At 63.7% G+C, this 20,466-nt stretch carries 22 protein-coding genes and 1 tRNA gene; 8 read left to right on the forward strand and 15 right to left on the reverse strand.

Annotated features, from left to right (window positions below):
• The first annotated feature begins 250 nt into the window (after nt 1-250).
• Nucleotides 251-763, forward strand: a complete 513-nt coding sequence (locus tag IVA88_RS12555) for a hypothetical protein (protein ID WP_247497571.1) — start codon at nt 251-253, stop codon at nt 761-763.
• Entirely contained in the window at nt 756-1,961 is a 1,206-nt protein-coding gene (locus IVA88_RS12560; protein WP_247497572.1) for a site-specific integrase, read from the forward strand. The genes IVA88_RS12555 and IVA88_RS12560 overlap by 8 nt, the downstream gene beginning before the upstream one ends.
• A gap of 73 nt (nt 1,962-2,034) precedes the next feature.
• Here the strand turns inward: IVA88_RS12560 and IVA88_RS12565 are convergent.
• Nucleotides 2,035-2,110 (reverse strand) — tRNA-Trp (locus IVA88_RS12565).
• Nucleotides 2,111-2,273: 163 nt separating this feature from the next.
• Here IVA88_RS12565 and IVA88_RS12570 point away from each other — a divergent pair.
• Nucleotides 2,274-3,509 (forward strand): serine hydrolase domain-containing protein, encoded by a 1,236-nt coding sequence (locus IVA88_RS12570; RefSeq protein ID WP_247497573.1) that lies wholly within the window; start codon nt 2,274-2,276, stop codon nt 3,507-3,509.
• Nucleotides 3,510-3,663: 154 nt separating this feature from the next.
• Here the strand turns inward: IVA88_RS12570 and IVA88_RS12575 are convergent, their stop codons facing one another.
• Together IVA88_RS12575 and IVA88_RS12580 are read right to left on the reverse strand one after the other, a co-directional pair.
• Nucleotides 3,664-4,431, reverse strand: coding sequence for an SDR family oxidoreductase (locus IVA88_RS12575; protein WP_085395575.1), 768 nt, complete (start codon nt 4,429-4,431; stop codon nt 3,664-3,666).
• A 71-nt stretch (nt 4,432-4,502) separates the two neighbouring features.
• Nucleotides 4,503-5,201: a histidine phosphatase family protein gene (locus IVA88_RS12580; RefSeq protein ID WP_247497574.1), complete on the reverse strand. Its 699-nt coding sequence runs from the start codon at nt 5,199-5,201 to the stop codon at nt 4,503-4,505.
• Between the two features lie 133 nt (nt 5,202-5,334).
• On the opposite strand from IVA88_RS12580, the gene IVA88_RS12585 reads away from it, so the two are divergent.
• Nucleotides 5,335-6,120, forward strand: coding sequence for an SDR family oxidoreductase (locus IVA88_RS12585; protein WP_247497575.1), 786 nt, complete (start codon nt 5,335-5,337; stop codon nt 6,118-6,120).
• 917 nt (nt 6,121-7,037) lie between these two features.
• The gene (argE, locus tag IVA88_RS12590) at nt 7,038-8,210 is read left to right on the forward strand and encodes an acetylornithine deacetylase (protein WP_247497576.1); all 1,173 of its coding nucleotides are present in this window, start codon (nt 7,038-7,040) and stop codon (nt 8,208-8,210) included.
• Between the two features lie 196 nt (nt 8,211-8,406).
• On the opposite strand, the gene IVA88_RS12595 is transcribed toward argE, so the two are convergent.
• The 3 genes from IVA88_RS12595 to IVA88_RS12605 all read right to left on the reverse strand — a co-directional run bounded on the left by IVA88_RS12595 (nt 8,407) and on the right by IVA88_RS12605 (nt 11,565).
• Nucleotides 8,407-9,033 (reverse strand): LysE family translocator, encoded by a 627-nt coding sequence (locus IVA88_RS12595; RefSeq protein WP_247497577.1) that lies wholly within the window; start codon nt 9,031-9,033, stop codon nt 8,407-8,409.
• 91 nt (nt 9,034-9,124) lie between these two features.
• Nucleotides 9,125-10,183 (reverse strand): phosphotransferase family protein, encoded by a 1,059-nt coding sequence (locus tag IVA88_RS12600; RefSeq protein ID WP_247497578.1) that lies wholly within the window; start codon nt 10,181-10,183, stop codon nt 9,125-9,127.
• A gap of 146 nt (nt 10,184-10,329) precedes the next feature.
• Nucleotides 10,330-11,565: an acyl-CoA dehydrogenase family protein gene (locus IVA88_RS12605; protein WP_247497579.1), complete on the reverse strand. Its 1,236-nt coding sequence runs from the start codon at nt 11,563-11,565 to the stop codon at nt 10,330-10,332.
• Between the two features lie 215 nt (nt 11,566-11,780).
• On the opposite strand from IVA88_RS12605, the gene IVA88_RS12610 reads away from it, so the two are divergent.
• A complete protein-coding gene (locus IVA88_RS12610) occupies nt 11,781-12,443 on the forward strand; it encodes a TetR/AcrR family transcriptional regulator (RefSeq protein WP_247497580.1) in 663 nt (220 codons plus the stop codon).
• Nucleotides 12,444-12,447: 4 nt separating this feature from the next.
• Here IVA88_RS12610 and IVA88_RS12615 read toward each other — a convergent pair whose 3' ends face one another.
• The 9 genes from IVA88_RS12615 to IVA88_RS12655 all read right to left on the reverse strand — a co-directional run bounded on the left by IVA88_RS12615 (nt 12,448) and on the right by IVA88_RS12655 (nt 19,121).
• The gene (locus IVA88_RS12615) at nt 12,448-12,840 is read right to left on the reverse strand and encodes a RidA family protein (RefSeq protein ID WP_247497581.1); all 393 of its coding nucleotides are present in this window, start codon (nt 12,838-12,840) and stop codon (nt 12,448-12,450) included.
• A gap of 109 nt (nt 12,841-12,949) precedes the next feature.
• Nucleotides 12,950-13,165: a hypothetical protein gene (locus tag IVA88_RS12620; RefSeq protein WP_018457601.1), complete on the reverse strand. Its 216-nt coding sequence runs from the start codon at nt 13,163-13,165 to the stop codon at nt 12,950-12,952.
• Nucleotides 13,166-13,268: 103 nt separating this feature from the next.
• Nucleotides 13,269-14,147: a 3-keto-5-aminohexanoate cleavage protein gene (locus IVA88_RS12625; protein WP_247497582.1), complete on the reverse strand. Its 879-nt coding sequence runs from the start codon at nt 14,145-14,147 to the stop codon at nt 13,269-13,271.
• Between the two features lie 31 nt (nt 14,148-14,178).
• Entirely contained in the window at nt 14,179-15,408 is a 1,230-nt protein-coding gene (locus IVA88_RS12630; protein WP_247497583.1) for a CaiB/BaiF CoA-transferase family protein, read from the reverse strand.
• Between the two features lie 168 nt (nt 15,409-15,576).
• Nucleotides 15,577-16,782 (reverse strand): MFS transporter, encoded by a 1,206-nt coding sequence (locus tag IVA88_RS12635; protein ID WP_247497584.1) that lies wholly within the window; start codon nt 16,780-16,782, stop codon nt 15,577-15,579.
• Nucleotides 16,783-16,901: 119 nt separating this feature from the next.
• Nucleotides 16,902-17,072, reverse strand: a complete 171-nt coding sequence (locus IVA88_RS12640) for a hypothetical protein (RefSeq protein ID WP_247497585.1) — start codon at nt 17,070-17,072, stop codon at nt 16,902-16,904.
• Between the two features lie 36 nt (nt 17,073-17,108).
• Entirely contained in the window at nt 17,109-17,312 is a 204-nt protein-coding gene (locus tag IVA88_RS12645) for a hypothetical protein (RefSeq protein ID WP_247497586.1), read from the reverse strand.
• A gap of 25 nt (nt 17,313-17,337) precedes the next feature.
• Nucleotides 17,338-18,672 (reverse strand): sorbosone dehydrogenase family protein, encoded by a 1,335-nt coding sequence (locus tag IVA88_RS12650; protein ID WP_247497587.1) that lies wholly within the window; start codon nt 18,670-18,672, stop codon nt 17,338-17,340.
• Complete coding sequence (locus IVA88_RS12655; RefSeq protein ID WP_247497588.1) at nt 18,669-19,121, reverse strand: DUF2231 domain-containing protein; 453 nt, start codon at nt 19,119-19,121, stop codon at nt 18,669-18,671. Before IVA88_RS12655 ends, IVA88_RS12650 begins: the two co-directional genes overlap by 4 nt.
• A 181-nt stretch (nt 19,122-19,302) precedes the next feature.
• Between IVA88_RS12655 and IVA88_RS12660 the strand changes: the two genes are divergently transcribed.
• Nucleotides 19,303-20,166: a formate/nitrite transporter family protein gene (locus IVA88_RS12660; protein WP_247497589.1), complete on the forward strand. Its 864-nt coding sequence runs from the start codon at nt 19,303-19,305 to the stop codon at nt 20,164-20,166.
• A gap of 90 nt (nt 20,167-20,256) precedes the next feature.
• A complete protein-coding gene (locus IVA88_RS12665) occupies nt 20,257-20,463 on the forward strand; it encodes a hypothetical protein (RefSeq protein WP_247497590.1) in 207 nt (68 codons plus the stop codon).
• Nucleotides 20,464-20,466: the final 3 nt, after the last annotated feature.

The raw sequence follows: 20,466 nt of genomic DNA on the forward strand, positions 1-20,466 counted from the left end.
AAGATGCGTCTCGGGACAAGCCGAGCACTCGCACGCCCGCTTCCTCAATCGTCAGCGTGCTTCGGCCGGCTAGGTCTAAATTGTAGATCGGCCCCTGACCCGCCGCTTCCGCAAGATCCTTCGTCATGTCCTGTCCGGTCCTGTTGACCTAACCCGTAAGCTTTGTTAGGTCAGATACCATTAAGTATGAGGCCTCAGTCGGATATGATTTGAGGTCTCAGGTCAAGGGACATGGAGGATCTGTGGAAAAATGCGACAACAATACAAAATCACACTGGGTGACGATCTCCGGGCCAAGCTTGAAGCGGCCAGCACGAAATCGGGGCGACCTATGTCGGAAGAGATCAGGGAGCGCCTGGAGCGTTCTCTCGACGCCGACGTCTTTGACGAGCAAACCCGCGAGCTCGCGTCTCTCATTCCCAAGCTGGCAGCAGAAGCCGAGACGGAGCTCGGCGCGAAGTGGCACGACGACGGCGGCGCCCATCGAGTGTTTCGCAGGATGTTTGTCCGCGCTCTCTCGAAATGGCGTCCTTCTGGGTACAACGACAATCTGATGACAGAAGTACCTGTGACGCCGTTCAATGTGCGCGCGCACGCTTCGCAGCCGATCAACGATGCCGATCAACTCGGTATCGCGCTCGCCGACATGGTTCTCACCACGCCTGATGACGCGAGTCGCGGCAAAGTTCGCGAGGCGCAGGAGCAGACCTTGAAGGAAATTGTGAAGTTACAAAAAAGCAGAGGAGTTGAAGGCAATGACTAAGCGGGGGCACGGCGAAGGCGGCATCGATGAGCGCGGCGAGAACATCTTCCGGCTGCGCTGGCGCGCTAACGGCAAGCGGCACACGAAGACTTTCCGCGGCACGAAAGCCGAGGCACGGAAAGAATTGAGAGCGCTTACCACCGCGGTGGACACCGGCGAGCACGTCGACCCGAGCAAGATCACGGTCGGCCAATGGATTGATCAGTGGCTCGCCGCCGGCGCGCCTGGGCGGAAAAAACAGAAGGTCGGACAGCGCACGCTCGAACGTTACGAGGAACTGCTGCGGGTCCACGTGAAGCCGAAACTTGGGGATAAGCTTCTGCAGAAGCTCAAGGCGACGGAGATCGATAAGCCCTATGGCGAGCTCGAGCAGAAGCTCGCACCGATGACGGTCAATCATGTGCATCGCTGCTTCAACTCGTCGCTGTCCACGGCCGAGCGCAAGGGCATGCTGGCGAGCAATCCCATGACTCGGATCGAGCAGTTGCCGTCGGCTGGCGAGAGCGATCACGGCCTGGCCCTCGACGAGCCCGATCTCAAAACGCTGGTGAACGGCTTCAAGCAATCAGCGACGCTGTATGTCCCGGTCGCAGTGGACGCCTCCACCGGCGTCCGGCGCAACGAATTGCTGGCTTTCCGTTGGACAGACTTTGATCCCGTCGCAAAGACACTGAGGGTCGAACGTGCCCTGGAGGTGACCAAGAAGTTCGGGGTTCGCTACAAATCGCCCAAGACGTGGCGAGGAAAGCGTACGATCGCCCTGGACGATGGAACGGTCGCTCTCCTGCTGGACGAACGGGAGAAGCATCAGCGCGTCTTGGCCGGCATCCCCGATGGCGCAGTCGTCGATCTGAGCCTCGTCCGGCTGCCAGATGACGCCCTGATCTTCCCAGCCTCCCCAGCGGCCGGCCGGGACTTCGACTTTGCCAACCCCTGCGACCCGAGCGCCTTCTCGAAGCAATTCCGCCGCGGCGCGGATCCGCTCGGCTTCGTCGGGTTCGAGTTTCACCACCTGCGCGGCACACACGCCACCCTGCTCCTGGACAAGGGCGTGCCGGTGCACACGGTGGCCGAGCGGATCGGCGACGACCCGGCGGTGCTGCTGAGGAACTACGCCAAGCGCAAGCGCAAGCAGACGGCCGACACGTCAGTCGCGTCCGTGATCAACTCTATCTCTGCCGGGATTTTCGGGTCCTGAGCCGTTTGGGTCCCGATTGGGTCCAAGTTCGGCGTCTGTTCGAGTAAGGAGCCGCTTAAGCCACTGAATTATCTGGCAGGAGTGGCAGGGCTCGAACCTGCGACCCCCGGTTTTGGAGACCGGTGCTCTACCAATTGAGCTACACTCCTACGGACCCTGCGTCGCCGCGCGGATCAGGCCGCTTTGAAGCACAGGGGGCGGCCGGATTGCAAGGCCGGATTGCAACGGTGAAGCGCGCTGGCCTCGCTTGTTTGTGCCGCGCCTTCTGGGCCACAGTCCGCTCCGAACAATAATAAGCAACCGGGAGTGCCCATGACTGCGACAGCCTCTGCGACAGCCACCTATCGCCCGTCAAATTCGCCGAAAACCCCGCCTCTGCCGGAATCCCGCCCCGAGACGCTCGGGCTCTCGCGCCCCCGCCTCCAGGCCATGTCGGACGCCTTCCAGCGCGAGATCGACAAGGGAACCATTCCGGGCGTCACCGTGCTGGTGGCACGGCACGGCCAGGTCGGCTGGTTCGAGGCGCTCGGTAGGCAGAGCCCGACGGGCGCGGCGCCGATGGCGCATGATTCGATCTTCCGCATCTTCTCGATGACCAAGCCGATCGTGTCGGTCGGCATCATGGCGCTGGTCGAGGACGGCCGCCTTCTCCTGGCCGATCCCGTCGCGAAATTCATCCCGGAGTTCGCCGACCAGAAGGTCGCCGTGGTCAGCGGCGGCAAGCTGGAGCTTGTTCCGCCGAAACGCCCGATGACGGTCCAGGACCTGCTCCGCCACACCTCCGGCCTGACCTACGAGCACCAGGGCGACGGCCCCGTGCACAAGATCTACCAGGACTCGCGGGTGCGCAGCCGCAAGATCACCAATGCCGAGCACGCAGCCCTGGTGGCGAGCTTCCCGCTGGTCTGCCATCCCGGCGACGAGTTCAACTACAGCCGCTCCACAGACATCCTCGGCCGCATCATCGAAATCGTCAGCGGCAAGCCGCTCGGCGCGTACCTCTCCGAGCGCATTCTGGCGCCCTTGCAGATGGCCGAGACCGGTTTCTCGACCGCCGAGGCCAATGTCGGCCGGCTGGCCGAGCCGTTCGCGGCCGATCCCTGGACCGGCGACAAGGTCGCGCTGTTCAACATGCTCGAGCAGCCGATCATGGAATCCGGCGGCGGAGGCCTCGTCTCCACCACCATGGACTATGCCCGCTTCGCGCTGATGCTGCGCAACGGCGGCACCCTCGACGGCAACAGGATCATCGGCCGCAAGACGCTGGAGCTGATGGCCTCCGATCATCTCGGGCCGAACGTCGTGACCAACGGTACCCTGCTCTCGCTGGGACACGGCTTCGGCCTCGGCTTCGCGGTGCGCCGCGAGGCCGGCATCGCGCCCTTCCCCGGCAGCGTCGGCCAGTATTTCTGGAGCGGCATTGCGGGGACGTTCTTCTGGATCGATCCGAAGGAGGATCTGTTCGTCGTGTTCATGAGCCAGGGCCCGGGACAGCGCGATTATACGCGGACTCTGGTGCGGGATCTGGTGTACGCGGCCGTGGATTAGACTTCGTGCCCCGGACGCGCTGCAACGCCCTTAGCGTTGCTGCGCAGAGCCGGGGCCCATGCCTCGGCGATCTCGATCTTCGCGACATTCTGGGTCCCGCCTCTGCGGAGCAGCACTTCGTGCTGCACCGCAGAGCCGGAACACGAGAGCACCTTCAACTGATCGTCGCGCCCCCGTCGATCACCATGGTCTGGCCGGTCATGAAGTCGCCGGCCTTCGAGCCCAGGAACACGGCTGCGCCCGCGATCTCGTCGGGGATGCCGATGCGCAGCAGTGGCGAGCGTGCGGTCGAAGCCTTCAAATTTTCCGGATTGTCCCACAGCGCTTTCGCAAAGTCGGTCTTGATCAGGCCGGGCGCGATGCAGTTCACGCGGATGTTGTGCGGGCCGTATTCGCAGGCCAAATTGCGCGCGAGCTGCATGTCGGCAGCCTTGGAGATCGCGTAGGCGCCGAGGATAGTCGAGCCTTTCAATCCGCCGATCGAGGAGACGATGATGATCGAGCCGTCCTTGCGCTCGATCATCTGCGGCACCACCATCGAGATTAGCCAGTTGTTGGCGACGATGTTGTTGTCCAGGATCTTCCTGAACTGATCGTCGGAGATGCCGGCGAGCGGACCGTAATACGGGTTCGATGCGGCGTTGCAGACCAGCACGTCGATCTTGCCGAAGGCGCGATTGCTCTCGTCGATGAGGTTTTGCAGGTTTTCCTTCGACGAGATGTTGGCGGCGATCGCGACCGCCGTGCCCTTGCCGAACTTGTCGTTGATGGACTTCGCGACCTGGTCGCAAACATCGGCCTTGCGCGAGGAGATCACCACCTTGGCGCCGTGCTCGGCCATGCGCTCGGCGATCGCAAGCCCGATACCGCGCGTCGAGCCGGTGATGACGGCGACTTTCCCCTTCATGTCGAACAAGGTCATGTTTCTCTCCCAAGAGTTATGATTTGAATTGGCCTGGAGCTTACGCTGCGTTCGCGCCAGCGGGCAACGACTCAGGCGAGCTTCTTGACTTCTGGTCCCGCCGGCTGATGCATCGCCGCATGCGCGTCGTCCGCGATCCACGGCTGCTGATTCACCATCGGCAGCCGCCAGACATTGCGTTCAGGGCTTGCGAAATAATCCAGTCGCGTCACCGAGCAATTGTCGATATCGAACGCGAGCCCCCGCTCCGGCTGATTGTCCAGCGCCAGCCCGAGCGCGGCCTTGATGGTGCCGCCATGGGCGACCGCGATCACGTCCTGCCCGGCTGCCTCGAGGTTGATCCGCTCGATGGTGCGGCGGGTGCGGTTGTAGAGATCCATGAAGCTTTCGCCGCCGGGCGCAGGCTCGTTGATGTCGGCAAACCAGCTCGAGCCGACGGGACGGCTGGCGATGAACTCGGCGCGGTTCATGCCCTGCCAGCGGCCGAGGTTTTGTTCGGCGAGGTCCGCCTCCCATTTCATCGCTGCAGGCCTCGGGAAGCCCGCCGCCCAGATCGCTTCGGCGGTCTGGTGCGTGCGCATCAGATTGCTCGAATACCAGACCGCCTTGCGTGGCAGCACCTTGGCAACAGCACTGAAGACGTAGGTATCGCCGGTGTCGCAGGCGATATCGGACTGACCGTAGATATTGCCGCCGTCATTCCGCACGGGCGCGTGACGAACCCACCACCAGCGTGTCGTGACCACCTTGGGCTTGTCTGCACCTGCCATCGAAACCCTTCCATCCCGTTTGATGTCGCTGTACGTCAGTAGCGAACGTGTCTCAAGACACTTTACCGTTTCAAATCTTGTTTGAAATTCCGTCGCGCGGCAAGCGTCGCGTGCGAACCAAGGGAGAAAACGCATGGGCCGTCTGCAAGGCAAATCCGTCATCATCACCGGTGCCGGCAGCGGCATCGGCCGCGCGGCAGCGCTGCTGTTCACCAGGGAAGGCGCCAAGCTGATCGCGGTCGATCGCACCGAGGCGGTGAAGGAGACGGTCGATGAAGTGAAGCAGGCCGGCGGTGTCGCGGAAGCCATGATGGCGGACGCGGGCTCCGAAAAGGACGTCATCGCCGTGATCGACAAGGCGGTGAAGACGCACGGCCGGCTCGACGTGATCTGGGCCAATGCCGGCGTCTCTGGCGGACTCGTTCCGCTCGGCGAGCAGACCGTCGAGCAATGGCAGGAGGTTTTGCGGATCAACCTGATCGGGCCGTTTCTCTCGGTAAAGCATGCGATGCCGCACATGGTGAAGCAGCAGTCCGGCGCAATCGTGCTGACCGCGTCCGTCGCCGGTCTCAAGGCCGGCGCCGGTGGTCATCCCTATGCCGCGAGCAAGGCCGGCGTCATCTCCCTGGTGCAGACCACCGCCTATTCGCTCACCGGCACCGGCGTGCGCATCAACGCGGTGTGCCCCGGCCTGATCGAAACGGGAATGACAAAACCGATCTTCGACCGCGCCAAGGAGCGCGGCACCCAAGACAAGATCGGTCAGCTCAATCCGCTCAAGCGCCCGGGCCAGCCGCACGAGCTCGCGGCGATGGGATTGTTCTTGGCCAGCGACGAGGCGTCGTATGTTAACGGCCAGGCATTCCCGGTGGACGGCGGATTGACGGCGTCGATGCCGTATACGGGGAAGCCGGTTTAGCAACAGTGCTTCCGCCTTTGGTTGCACCGCTACGCCCTCAGTGTCGGCCCGGCGGGACGAGGTTAGGGAGATAGCGTGCACCTGCATCAACATCGTCATTGCGAGCGTAGCGAAGCAATCCAGAATCTTTCCGCGGGAGCAGTCTGGATTGCTTCGCTGCGCTCGCAATGACGGAGTGTGTGGGTCGCAGCGTCGCGTTTCAATTTGCATCTCTATCACTGACGCAGCTTCGCCCTCTCGCGGCCTTCGCCCGAGCTTTGCTTCGTCGTCTCACCCTCGAAATTGAAAGAGGGCGCAGGGAAGACCGGGTGCCGGCTGGCACCCGCGGTCCACTGTGCGAAGTTGTCGTAACAAAATTGCACAGCGGCATACAGGTGAAGCCCAACATCCGGCCTTCCCTGCGCAGTGGTTTTACGACTTATGTCGTGCTCTCCCCGGGGAGCGATGCACTATTGCCCCCGTCGCCTTGCGGATGGCTGATGCGCGTGCCCGGTCGGGCCGCCACATCACCGCAACACTTGGCGCACGGACCCCGGGCGCCAGGACCACACGATTTCGCCGTACGCCGATCACACCGGTCGTGCGCGCGACGCCTTCGCTCACGGCTCTCCGCCCTGCGAAACCATTCGCGCCGATGTGACCCACGTCCACCGCCGTCCGGCCCGCGTTCGTGACGATCGCGATACGCCCCTCTTCCTTGGGCCGGGTTGCGGCGACACATACGCCGTTTCCGAATTTCGGTAAAGCGGAATATTTTTTATGGTGTGCGTTGACCGACAATTTGGGTGTTTTGCCCGACGGGCAACGCAAGATCTCGTAGCCCGGCTGGACTTATGCTGGTTTGCCCTGGCACCCGCAACATTGGTATGGTTCATGCAAGCTGCGTCAGCTTCCCACCTCCTGACAAGAACGTAAAAATGCCAAGTTCAAGACCCGACCGTATCCGCAAGCTGCTCGCCGACCTCGTCGGCTTCGACACGATCAGCGATCGCTCCAACCTGCCCCTGATCGCGTATATCGAGAGCTATCTCGCCGCGCTCGGCGTCAAGGGCGAGCGCATCCTCGACGAGACCGGACAGAAGGCCTCCCTGTGGGTCACGATCGGTCCCGAGGACCGTCCCGGCCTTGTGCTGTCAGGACATACCGACGTCGTGCCTGTGATCGGCCAGGACTGGAGCCACGATCCGTTCAAGCTGATCGAGCGCGACGGCAAGCTCTACGGCCGCGGCACCACCGACATGAAGGGCTTTGTCGCGGTGTGCCTTGCCATGGTGCCGGAGATGCTGGAGGCGAAGCTCGCAACCCCGATCCATTTGGCGATCTCCTATGACGAGGAGATCGGCTGCGTCGGCGTGCGGCCGATGCTCGGCGAGGTCGCGAAGAAACGCGTGAAGCCGCTCGGCTGTTTTGTCGGCGAGCCGACCGAGATGAAGGTCATCATCGGGCACAAGGGCAAGCACGGCGTGCGCGCGACCTTCAAGGGGCTCGCGCGCCACTCCTCGATCGCGCCCGATGGCGTCAATGCGATCGAATACGCTGCCGAGCTGATCACTGAGATCCGCCGCCGCGCTGTGAAGCTCGCGGCCGCGCGATCAAACGACAGCCTCTACGACGTCCCGCACTCGACGCTGCTCACCAGCATCGTGCATGGTGGCGCCGCGCTGAACATCGTGCCCGATCACTGTACGGTGGATTTCGAATGCCGCGGCATCGGCATCACCGAGTCGCGCGAGGTCACGGATGCGATCGTCGCCTGGGCGAAGGCCGAGCTCGAGCCCGCGATGAAGAAACAGCATCCGGAATGCGGCATCGGTTTCGAGGAGATCCTCGACTATCCGGCGCTCGATACCAAGGCCGACGCGACAATCGTCACGCTCGCCAAGAGCCTCGCGGGGCGCAATGACCACGCCAAGGTCGCCTTCGGCACCGAGGCGAGCCTGTTCGCCAGCATGGCCGATATCCCCTCAGTAGTGATCGGCCCCGGCTCGATCGCGCAGGCGCATACGCCGGACGAGTTCGTTGAAATGGCGGAGCTGGAGAAATGCGCGGGGTTCGTGGAGAAGCTGATCGCGCATTGCGTGAAGACGTAGCGCCTTCTCGTCATTGCGAGGAGCTCTTGCGACGAAGCAATCCAGACCGTACCGCGGAGACACTCTGGATTTGCTTCGCTTCGCTCGCAATGACGGGGTATGCGGAGACACCCGTGGCCCGCGTGAGCGAAGCAACGTGCGGGCCTGCAGCCCCGAACATCAGTGCCGCATCCGGGCTACGGATGAGCGGTGCGCCTCAGCGCTCCTGCAACGCCAGCCGCACGCCAATCGCGCAGTAGATGGTCCCGACCACCTTGGCCTGCCATTTCACGACCGCTGGATGGCGGCGCAGCAAATTGCCGAGACGGCCAGCGCCGACGGCGAACACTACCGTGCTGACGAGGCCAAGCAGCACGAAGACGGCGCCGAGGAGCGCGAGCTGCAGCGTCGTCGAGCCGTGTTCCGGCCGGACGAACTGCGGCAAGAACGCAAGGAAGAACAGCGCGGTCTTCGGATTAAGCACCTCGGTCAGCATGGCCTGCCGGAATGCGGGCACTGCGCTGATAGCGGTCGCGCCGCCATTCACCTGAAGCGGCGTTTTGTCGAGCATGGCGCGAATGCCGAGATAGATCAGGAAACCCGCACCTGCGTACTTGACGACGCTGAACAGGAGCGCGGAAGTTGCGACGATCGCAGAGAGGCCGACGATCGCCATGGTGGTGTGGACCACGTCGCCGGCCGCAACTCCCGCGCCCGTCGCGATACCGACCTTCGTTCCAGAGCTCGCGGCGCGCGCCACGGTGAGGAGCGTCGCCGGTCCGGGAATGAAGACAAAGCCGAGAACGATGAGGACGTAGGTGATGAGCGTGGTGTAGTCGATCATGCGGTCATCTCTCTCGTCATTCTGTCCCGTGTCTGAACACGAGAGGAACGCAAGCAAAAAGGCGCGGCCAACGGCCGCGCCTTCGTAATCCCTAAACCGCCCCCGCCTTCTGCGCGTATTCCCAAGATGCCTTCGACAGTGGCACGGTGCGCTTGGCGGACTCCAGCGCCTTGGCATTCGCCGCGGTGCCGTCGCGGACGCGGCCGGCGATGCCCTGGGTGATGCCAGCGAGACGGAACAGGTTGTAGGCAAAATACCAGTTGAGGTCGGGCACCGTCATCTTGGTGACGTTGCAATAGATCTGCGCGGCCTCTTCCACGCTCGGAATGTTGAGCGCCTTGAGGTCGGCGCCGTCCAGGCCCGGCATGACCCACTGCATCAACAGATAGGTGAAGTCGGCCATGGGATCGCCGAGCGTCGACAATTCCCAATCGAGCACGGCCTGCACGCGCGGTTCCGTCGCGTGGAAAATCATATTGTCGAGGCGATAGTCGCCGTGGACGATCGAGATGCGCGCCTGCTCCGGCACGGTCTTCGGCAGCCATTCGGCGACCTTCTCGAATTCCGGAATGGTCTGGGTCTCGGACGCGCGGTACTGCTTGGTCCAGCGATCGATCTGGCGCGCGAAATAATTGCCGGGCTTGCCGAAATCGCCAAGGCCGATCGCGGTCGGATCGAACATATGGAGTTTTGCCAGCGTCTCGATCTTGCTGGTGAAGATCTTTCGACGATCTTCTGGCGTCTGGCTCGGCAGCGTCGGGTCCCAGAACACCCGGCCGTCTTCCATCGACATGATGTAGAAGGCCGAACCGATGATGCTGTCGTCCTGGCACAGCGCATAGGCCTTCGCGACCGGAAAGCCCTGTTTTCCCAGCGCCGCGATCACCCGGTATTCGCGGTCGACCGCGTGCGCCGACGGCAACAATTTGCCGAACGGTTTTCGGCGCATCACGTAGGAGCGGTTCGGCGTGTCGAGCCGGTACGTCGGATTGGACTGGCCACCCTTGAATTGCAGGACGACCAGCGGTCCCTCATAGCCCTCGACGTTGTCGCGCATCCAGGCTTCGAGCCGCATCTCGTCGATACGATGACGCTCCTCGACCGGCTTGGTGCCCGAGAATTCTTCGTCTTTCCTGACGCCGTCAGCCACGGTGACGCTCCCTCTTCAGCCCTGACCATTTCAGGTCGAGCACGATCCTAATCGGTAACCACTGACGCACTTGCGTCAAGCGGTCACCGAAAGCGGATCATGCCCTGTCGTTTCTTCAAGTCGGGAGCGCCGCGCGGCTCTCCCTCCTAGTGACTGGAAGAGTTTGCATACTTCCGAACTTCAATCCTGGCAATGGCGCGGTTGTGCACCTCGTCCGGGCCGTCTGCGAGACGCAGCGTGCGGATGTGGGCGTAATCCTTGGCAAGGCCAGCTTCGTCGGACACGCCTGCACCACCGAACGCCTGGATGGCCTCGTCGATGATCTTCAGTGCCATGTTGGGCGCTGCAACCTTGATCATGGCGATCTCGGCCTGCGCGGTCTTGTTGCCGACCTTGTCCATCATGTCCGCGGCCTTGAGGCACAAGAGCCGCGTCATCTCGATATTGGTGCGGGCCTCGCCGATGCGCTGCTCCCACACCGAATGCTCGACGATCCGCTTGCCGAAGGCGGTGCGCGAGGTGAGCCGCTTCACCATTTTCTCCAGCGCCTCCTCGGCCTTGCCGATGGTTCGCATGCAGTGATGGATACGGCCGGGACCGAGGCGGCCCTGCGCGATCTCGAAGCCGCGGCCTTCGCCGAGCAGGATGTTCTCCTTGGGCACGCGGACGTTCTCGAGCAGCACCTGGGCGTGACCATGGGGCGCGTCATCGAAGCCGAACACCGGCAGCATCTTCTCGACCTTGATGCCGGGGGTGTCGAGCGGCACCAGGATCTGCGACTGCTGCTGGTGCTTGGCCGCCTTGAAATCGGTCTTGCCCATCAGGATCGCGATCTTGCAGCGGGGATCGCCGACGCCGGACGACCACCATTTGCGGCCGTTGATGACGTAATGGTCGCCGTCTTTCACGATGCTGGTTTCGATATTGGTGGCATCAGACGAGGCCACCGCCGGTTCCGTCATCAGGAAGGCGGAGCGGATTTCGCCGTCCATCAACGGGCGCAGCCATTTGCGCTTTTGCTCCTTGGAGCCGTAGCGCATGAACACTTCCATGTTGCCGGTGTCGGGCGCGGAACAGTTGAAGACTTCCGAAGCCCAGGAGATGTGGCCCATCTGCTCGGAGAGCAGCGCGTACTCCAGATTGGTCAGTCCCGCACCGCGGAATTCGTCGTCCTCATGCTCGTTGGGCGGCATGAACATGTTCCAGAGGCCTTCGGCCTTCGCCTTCTTCTTGAGGTCTTCCAAGATCGGAATGACCTTCCAGCGCTCGCCGGCCTTGTCCTGCTCATCATAGACCGGGACCGCCGGGCGCACGTGCTTGGTCATGAACGACTGCACGCGGTCGAGCCATTCCTTCTGCTTCGGTGACAGATCGAAATCCATGGGACGCTCCTCGGTCTCTGTTGAAAGCCTGTTTTGCGCCGGACTGTCCTCCCGCTGCACGCGACCCCGCAAGCGCGAATGCGCGGCTTGCGGACGCTTCGGAACCAGGTCGGCAAGCTTGCGAACGAGTCCCGATTGCGGATTGACTTTCCCGGCCGTCAAACGATAGTTTCATACAACTGTTTGAATTGCAACTCCCTCCCCGAGGGGCTCCCATGGCCAGCGATCATACCCGGACTGCCATTCTCGCCGCCGCCGAACGGCTCTATGCCGATCGCGGGTTCGGCGACGTCACGCTGCGCGACATCGTCGCGGAGGCCAATGTCAATCTGGCGGCGGTGAACTATCATTTCGGCTCGAAGGACGAACTGATCGCGGAGCTGTTCGTGACACGCTCGATCGCCACCAACCGCGAGCGTTTGCGCGAACTGAAAGCGGCGGAGGAGCAAGGTGGTGGCCGCGCGCCGATCGAGGTGATCCTGCATGCGCTGGTCGGCCCGACGCTGCGCGGTTGCCTTGGCCCCGAGAACCAGCGCTCCACTGCGGCGCGCTTCATGATCCGCGCCTCGATCGAATCCGTGCCGCCGATCCGCCGCATCAAGAACCGCGAGATCGACCATTTGCGGAAATTCGCCGGCGCGATGCGCCGCGCCCTGCCCGACCGCAGCGACGTCGATATCTATTGGGGCCTGAATTTCGCACTCGCGATGGCGCACCACACCATCCGCGAGAGCGAGCGGCTGACGAAGCTGTCGGAAGGCAAATGCGACCTCGACGACGTCGAAGACGTGGTCGCGCGCGTCGTCAGCGTAGCGACGATGGCGCTGACGGCGGGACGGCCGGCGACGAAGGCGCCGTCCAGGGTGGCGGCGCGCTGAAACCTCACATCATCGCGATGCAGTCGATCTCGACGTCGAAGGGGCCGAACCATTCCGGCGTGCAGACGAAGATCCGCGCCGGAGGATCCTGCGGGAAATAGCGCGCATAGACGGCGTTGAACGCAGCGAAGTGTTTTGTCGAGGTACAGTAGACATTGCACTTCATGACATTGTCGAGGCTCGCGCCCGCCGTCTGAAGGCATAGCTTCATCTGCTCCATGACCAGCTCGCTCTGCCGCTCGATCGGCACTCCCGCGATCTCGCCCGTCTCCGGGTCGAACGGCGGCAGGCCGGCGACGAAGATCATGCTGCCGGCGCGCGTGACCGGCGAGACCGGCGCCTTCCAGCGATCGAGGAATGTCGAGATCGGTTCGACGCGGAGCGCTTCGCGTTTCATTTCGCGTCTCATGGAGCGGCCACCTTCGGTTCAAGCGAGATGACGGCTTGCTACATCATCTTGCAGCCGTCATGCTTCGCTTCTGATCGAAGTTTGCCCGCCGAACCGCCTAGGCGTGCTGCGGCATCTCCTCGGCCTCTTCCTTGGCGAGCAGAAGCAGCATCTCGATGCCCATGTCGCCTTCCTGAGGCGAGCGGATGAACTTTATTTCGTCGGCGCTTTGCCGCAGCGCGGCAATGATCGCGACAGCCTGATTGGCCGTTGCTGCCTCGGTCGCCAGGATTGCCTTCTGGTTCTTGGCCTGAAACCCGATCGTGTAGGACATTCGTTCCCTCCCGGACTGAGTGGACGGATCGAATCTGAGTCGCGCCCGAAGCGGAAGCCTGTGTGAGTACGGACCGGGATTATCTGGGGATTGCCTGCAAGCCTCACGCCAGCCCCAGCATCGCGCGTGCTTCGCTGGCAGTCGCGACGTTCGCCCCCAGGCTCTTCAGGATGCCGGCGGCATGCGCGACCAGCTCGGCATTGGTCTTCGCCAGCACGCCTTTGGACATATAGAGATTGTCCTCCATGCCGACGCGGACGTGGCCGCCGAGCACATAGGCCTGCGCCACCATCGGAAATTCGGCGCGGCCGATACCGAAGCCGGACCAGATCGCACCCGGCGGCAACAGGCTGCGGGCATAGAACATCGTCTCGGGCGTGGCGGAGAAGCCGTATTTAACGCCGAGCACGAGCGAGAACAGGCCCGGTCCCTTCAACGTGCCGTCGGCGAGGAGGTCGCGGGCGAGATGGCAGTCGCCGGAATCGAACAGCTCGATCTCCGGCAGCACGCCGGCCGCCTTCATCCGCTCGGCCATGATGCGGACGTTGCGCGGGGTGTTGATCACGACCTCGCCGCCGGAATTCATGGTGTTGAGGTCGAGCGTGCAGATGTCGGGCTTGAGCAGCTCGATATGCTCGACGCGCTTTTCGGGCGGAAGCAGCGTGGTGCCGGGCCCGGCGACGCGGGGATCCTCGATGGAAGGAACAAACCGTCCGCCGGGGCCGGTCGTCAGGTTGATGACCAGGCTGCTGTTGCGGGCGCGGATCAACTCCACCACCTCGCGATAGAGGTCGATCGACATCGAAGGTCGCCCCGTCGCGGGATCGCGGACGTGGATATGGGCGATGGCGGCGCCGGCTTCGGCCGCTTCCAGCGCCGACGTCGCGATCTGCTCGGGCGTGATCGGCAGATAGGGCGACTGCTCGGGCTTTGTGAGGTTGCCCGTGATGGCGCAGGTGACGATGGTTTTGGTGGGGGTCATGCGTGCCGTCCCTTGCTCGTCTACGAGCCAGCTAGATAATACCCTGCTGCTTCAGCGCCTCGATCTTGCCGGCATCATAGCCAAGCTTGCCGCCGAGCACCTCCTGGGTGTGCTCACCCAGCAGCGGCGGGGCGCGGTAATCCTTGATCGGGGTTTCCGAGAGCGTCAGCGCATTGCGGATCAGCGAAAGATCAGGCTGGAAGGGATGGTCGACCTTCACCCGCATGCCACGCGACTGGACGTGCGGATCGGAAAACACCTGCTCGAAATTGTTGATCGGTCCTGACGGCACGCCGGCCTCCGCCAGCTTGTCCAGCCAGTAGGCCACCGGCTGCTTCAGGAACAGTCCGGCGAAGATCGCCATGATCTCCTTGCCGTGCACGACGCGGTCGTTGTTCTTGATGAAGCGCTTGTCGCTGGCGAGCTCGGGCTCGCCGAGCACCGCGCAGGTGCGCTGGAACTGGCCGTCATTGCCGACCACCAGCATCAGCTCGCCGTCGGTGCAGCGGAACACGCCGGCGGGCATGCCGCCATTGCCCCAGGTGCCGCGGCGCGGCGGCGTCTTGCCGTTGACGAGGTAGATCTGCAGCCAGTGCGACAACGATGCGATGACGGTGTCGAACAGGCAGACGTCGATGTGCTGTCCGACGCCGTCATTGGCGTCGCGATGGTAGAGCGCCGAGAGAATCCCGATCGAGGTGTTCATGCCGGTCATGTAGTCGACGATCGACGGGCCGACCTTCATCGGGCCTTCGCCGGGCTCGCCGTCGATATGACCCGTGACGCTCATCAGGCCGCCCATCGCCTGCAGGATGGCGTCATATCCGGCGCGCGGCGCGTACGGGCCGGTCTGGCCGAAACCGGTCACCGAGCAATAGACGATGCCGGGATTGATCGCCTTGATCGTCTCGTAGTCGAGGCCGTAGCGCTTGAGATCGCCGACCTTGTAGTTCTCCATGAAGACGTCGACGTCCTTGGCGAGTTCGCGGATGATCGCCTGCCCCTCGGACTTGGCGATGTTGACCGTGACCGACTTCTTGTTGCGGTTGGCGCAGAGGTAAAACGAGTTGTTGTTGTTGGCCTTGCCCTCGGGGTCGGTCAGGTAAGGCGGACCGAAGGCGCGCGCGTCGTCGCCGGTGCCCGGCCGCTCGATCTTGATCACCTCCGCGCCGAGATCGCCCAGCATCTGGGCCGACAAGGGCCCGGCGAGCACGCGGGTGAGGTCAAGGATCTTGATGCCTGAAAGCGGCAGGGCCGACATGTCGAATTCCTCCGGGAACTGGATCTTGGCGCGGCGGCGAGATCGCGGCCGGGCTTCCTGCGGATACACCATTTTGGCGGTCTGAGCACTGCACTGGCGGCATACGTCCATCCGCCGCTCGCCAGCGCAGGTCGCTCCGCGAGGTCAATTTCCGCGGTGCGAATATTGTCAGGTCGCGGCCGCCGCAGCCACCTGCGGCCGCCGGCGGCCGAGCAGGACCAGGATCAGGACCGTGGCGCAGGAGCAGACGAAGGTGAGACCGAGTGCGCCGCGGCTGCCGAACTGGGTGAGCAGACCGACAAGGAGCGGCGGCGAGACCGCGGATGCAAGATTGAGCGGCAGCGCGATCATCGACATCGCCTTGGCGAACTCGGCCTGATCGTAGAACACGAGCGGGATCGTCGCCCGCGCCACCGCCATCGCGCCGCTGCCGGCGCCATAGAGCAGGATGAAGGCCGCAACCGCCCAGGTCGCGCCCTCGCTCATCATCAGCAGCAGCATGGCGACCGGGAGCGCCGTGCCGGCGACGAGCCCGGTCGTGATTCCGTCCCACCGCCCTCCGCCGAGAAAATCCAGCCCGCGCGCGCTGACCTGGATCACACCCAGCATCGAGCCGAACGCAAGCGCCTGGGCCGGGGCCAGTCCCTCCGCCCTCAACAACTCGATCATGATCGCGCCTATGCCAAAATTGACGAAGGCATTGAGCGTGATCGCGGCGACGACGAGGCTGAAGGTGCTCTTGGGTATGGCAGGCGGCGGCGAAATCTTCACCGGCTCACCGCCACCATCCCCGGCAATCTTTCGGCGCGGTGCGAGGAACGCATAGAGCGGAAGGTTGATCACGATCATCATGGCGGCATAGACGAGGCACATCGCGCGCCAGCCGAGCTGACCGCTGAGGAACGAGGTGGTCGGCCAGAAGATGCTGCTCGACAGGCCCGTCACCAGCATGAGCGCGCCGATGGCGTGCTTGGCCTGCCGCCCGGCGACCTCGTTCAGCATGATGTAGGCGCCGGTCGAAAGCGTGGCGCTGCCGGCGATGCCGAGGACGATCCAGGCCGCGAAATAGAGCATCGGCTCGCGCGCGAGGGACAGCAGTATGAAGCCCGGCACGGTGAGGACCGTGCCTGAAATCATGACCTTTCGTGCGCCGTGCCGCGCAAACGACCTGGCGAGCCAGGGCGCGCACAGCCCCATCGACACATAGAGAACTGACGTCCCGGCGAACACCGCCGGCAGGCTCATGCCGAGATCGGCCGCAAGATCGCGTCCGACGATGGCGGGAAGACCTATCGTACCCCACCCAACAAGCTGGGTGACCGCGAGCACCAGCAAGACCCCGATGAGCCTGCTGTCAGATTTCAGAAACCGCATTCCAACGTCGCCTGCCCGCCAGGCGCGGATCACGCCCGTGACGCCAGTCTTACCCTCGGATGCGACGACCGGGAATGGCGGTTGCGAATGGCACGGCCGCGCCAGCCGGGGGGCTGCCGTCAGGCTGTATGGCCGGGATCGACCTGCTTCGGCGTCTTCTTGTCGCGTTGGGGTGTCATCTTGGCGGGATCCGGCGCATCCGGCACGCCGCGCGGACCGAGCTGATCGCGCTGAATGTCGTCTTCGGAGCGGGAGGGCTCAATGCCGTTCGGCTCACGGGGCTTGGTCATCGCAGCCTCCTGAATCGTTCTGCTCGGAATATTCCATCAAATGCCGAGCGCGTTCTCGCCGGCTTCGCGGCCGGGGACGCTGACATGGACTTCGTGTCCCTCGCGAAGCGCCAGCGATGCTGCGGCAACCGCCGACTCGAAGGCGGCTTCCTTGGTGGTGTACCTGTTCCTGACGTCGCCGTCGTGCAGCACGCCCCATTCGTCCTGCACCGGCACGATAGTGTATTGAGCAAGGCCCATCGTCCAATTCCTCCTGTTCTCAACTTTATCGCTGCGTGAGCTGCGGGTGCGCAGCGATCACCCGCCACACTGTGTTGCCGCTGTCGTCGGCAACCAGCAGCGCGCCGGTCTTGTCGATGGCGACGCCGACGGGACGCCCGCGCGCCTGGTTGTCGTTGTTGAGGAAGCCGGTGACGACGTCCTGCGGCGGGCCGCTCGGCTTGCCATCCGTGAACGGCACGAAGACCACCTTATAGCCGTTCAAGACCTGCCTGTTCCAACTGCCGTGCTCGCCGACGAACGCGCCGCCGCGATAGGCGGCCGGCAGACTCGCGCTTGTGTTGAAGGCCATTCCGAGCGGCGCGACATGCGAGCTCAACGCGTAGTCAGGCACGATCGCCTTGGCAACGAGGTCGGGCCGCTGCGGCTGGACGCGGGGATCGACGTGCTGGCCGTAATAACTGTAGGGCCAGCCGTAGAAGCCGCCGTCCTTCACCGATGTCATGTAGTCGGGCACGAGATCGGGACCGAGCTCGTCGCGCTCGTTCACCACCGTCCACAGCGCCCCGGTCTGCGGCTCGAAGCTGAGGCCGTTGGGATTGCGCAGGCCGCTTGCGAAGATGCGCCAGCGGCCGCTGGCGCGGTCGATCTCGAGGATGGCGGCGCGATTGTGCTCGGCCTCCATGCCGTTCTCGGTGATGTTGCTGTTGGAGCCGACGCCGGCATAGAGCTTCGAGCCGTCGGGGCTCGCGACCAGGCTCTTGGTCCAGTGATGGTCGATCGGCCCGCCCGGCAGCGGCGTCAGCACCGTGCCAGGGGCGGTGATCTTGGTATCACCCTCCGTGTAGGGATATCTGACGATCGCATCGGTGTTGGCGACATAGAGATCGTTGCCGACGAGCGCGAGGCCGAACGGCGAGTTGAGATGGTCGAGGAAGACGCTTTGCGTGTCGGGCACGCCGTCGCCATTGCTGTCGCGCAGCAGCGTGATGCGGTTGCTCTCGCCGGTATCGCCGCCGGATGTCGCCCAGGACTCGACGTATCCCATCACGATTTCCTTGGGCCGCTTGATCGGAGCGCCCTTCGGCGCCTTGGATTCCACCACCAGCACGTCGCCGTTGGGCAGCACATAGATCGAGCGCGGATGCTGCAAGCCCGTCGCGAAAGCCTTGGCCTGCAAACCCTGCGCAACGGCCGGTGTCTCGTTCTTCTTCCAGCCGATGATGCGAGCGATGTGTATCGGCGGCAGCAGATATTGCTGGATGTCGGGAAGCTTCGGGTTGGCGCCGGTTTGCGCCTTCGGATCGCCGCTGCCGTCATTGCACGCGGCCAGGGCCAGCAGCGAAGAGCACAACAGAGCGCGAGCGATCGAGGATTTCATCGCGCGACTCCCACGCCGTGGCGATACACCATGGCCCAGCCAAGCCAGCCGGTCACGGGCAGGATCAGCACGGTGATCGCCGAAAGCACAAGCCCCGTCGGCCACACCGAGGTCCAGGCATCACGGCTGTGGATCAGGGCGTTGATGGTGGCCAGGATCAGCGCCACAGCATTGCCGATCAGGTGGGGCCAGGCCGGCGTCTGTGCCCGCACCAGGCGGTTGCCGAGGAAATCGGTCAAGCCGGCGATCGCCGCCAGCACGCCGAAGATGACGCCGACCACCAGAAGCCAGGCCGAAAGGTCCGCCCACATGATCTCGGCACTGACCACGTAGGTTATGTCGGTCAGCAGCGCTCCGATGAAGCACGCGATCGGTATCGGCACCAGCATCGGATGAATCGGATGGCCTGCGATTTGCGCCGTGGCGCGCACGCGCACGTCTTCTTGCACGATTGGCCTCTTGTCAGGTCGCGCCCCTCCCGGGTGGAGAACACCCGCTTCCAACGAAGGTTCCTGATGCTCCGACCACGGCCCCGCTGTGCCTCAACAGTGCTGCGACGTCCGAGCACTCACGAGGAACCGCCTCGGGCTCCCGGCCTTGACGTGGATCAGCCCTTCAGGAGACTACGGAGTGGACCAGCCTGGCGACGGCGCCTCCTTCAATCCAGCCTCGAAGCTCGACGGCGTCTCGCGGCGCCAGACCGAGCAGATCGACTCCCAGAGCCGGCCGAACGCCGCGCTCATCCACGAGACGATCCGCGCCGAGGGTGAGCAGGAACTGGAGCGGCGATGGTGGGCCATCGTGCTGTCCGGCCTCGCCGCCGGCCTTTCGATGGGATTGTCCCTGATCGTCCAGGGCGAGTTTCACGCGCTGATCTCCGACGAGGCCACCCGGCGCCTGGTCGCTCCGCTCGGCTACACGGTCGGTTTCCTGGTCGTTGTGCTGGGACGGCAGCAGCTCTTCACCGAGAACACGCTGACACCGATACTGCCGCTGTTGCATAACAGGGATCTCGGCACGCTGGGGAGCGTGATCAAACTGTGGGGCCTGGTCCTCGCCTCCAACATCGCAGGAACCTGGGCGGTCGGATCCGTGCTCGCGCACACCAGCATCTTCGAACGGCGCATCGTCGACGCCTTCGTCGATCTCAGCCACCACACCATCGAGGGCACGTTCGCGACCACCCTCGTCCGGGCGATCTTTGCCGGCTGGCTGATCGCCTTGATGGCGTGGCTTCTGCCTGCCGTGAAGGGATCGCGCGCGCAGATCATCATCATCATGACCTATGTGGTCGCACTCGGTGAGTTCGCGCACATCATCGCGGGCTCGGTCGAATGCGCCTTTCTGGTGCAGAGCGGCCGGGCGTCGCTCTCACAATATGCCTCGGACTTCTTCGTACCGACACTACTCGGGAACATTCTGGGCGGAACGACCCTCGTCGCCCTGCTGAACTACGGACAGGTTGCCGCCGAAATCGACGATCACAGGGAATAGAGTCGACAAAAGCGGCCGCCCCGACAGGAACGATGGAGGCGAGCCGAGCTTGCCTCAGCAATCAACGTGCGGGGACAAGCAGGATCAGCCATGAGCATCGATACCAAGAGCCCATTCGACAAGGAGCCGGCCGAAGGATCACGCGACATCATCGATCGCGAACTGCAGCGTGCCGAAGATGCCGCCAACAACAAGGTCGATCATCTCCCGGGCGTGAAGGTCAGCGGGCAGCCCCAGGGGGGCGCGGTCGATCGTGCCCGGAAGGAGCGCGAGGAGAAGGATACCAAGCCGGAATAGAGA

Source organism: Bradyrhizobium sp. 149 (genome assembly GCF_023073915.1).
Classification (GTDB): Bacteria; Pseudomonadota; Alphaproteobacteria; order Rhizobiales; family Xanthobacteraceae; genus Bradyrhizobium.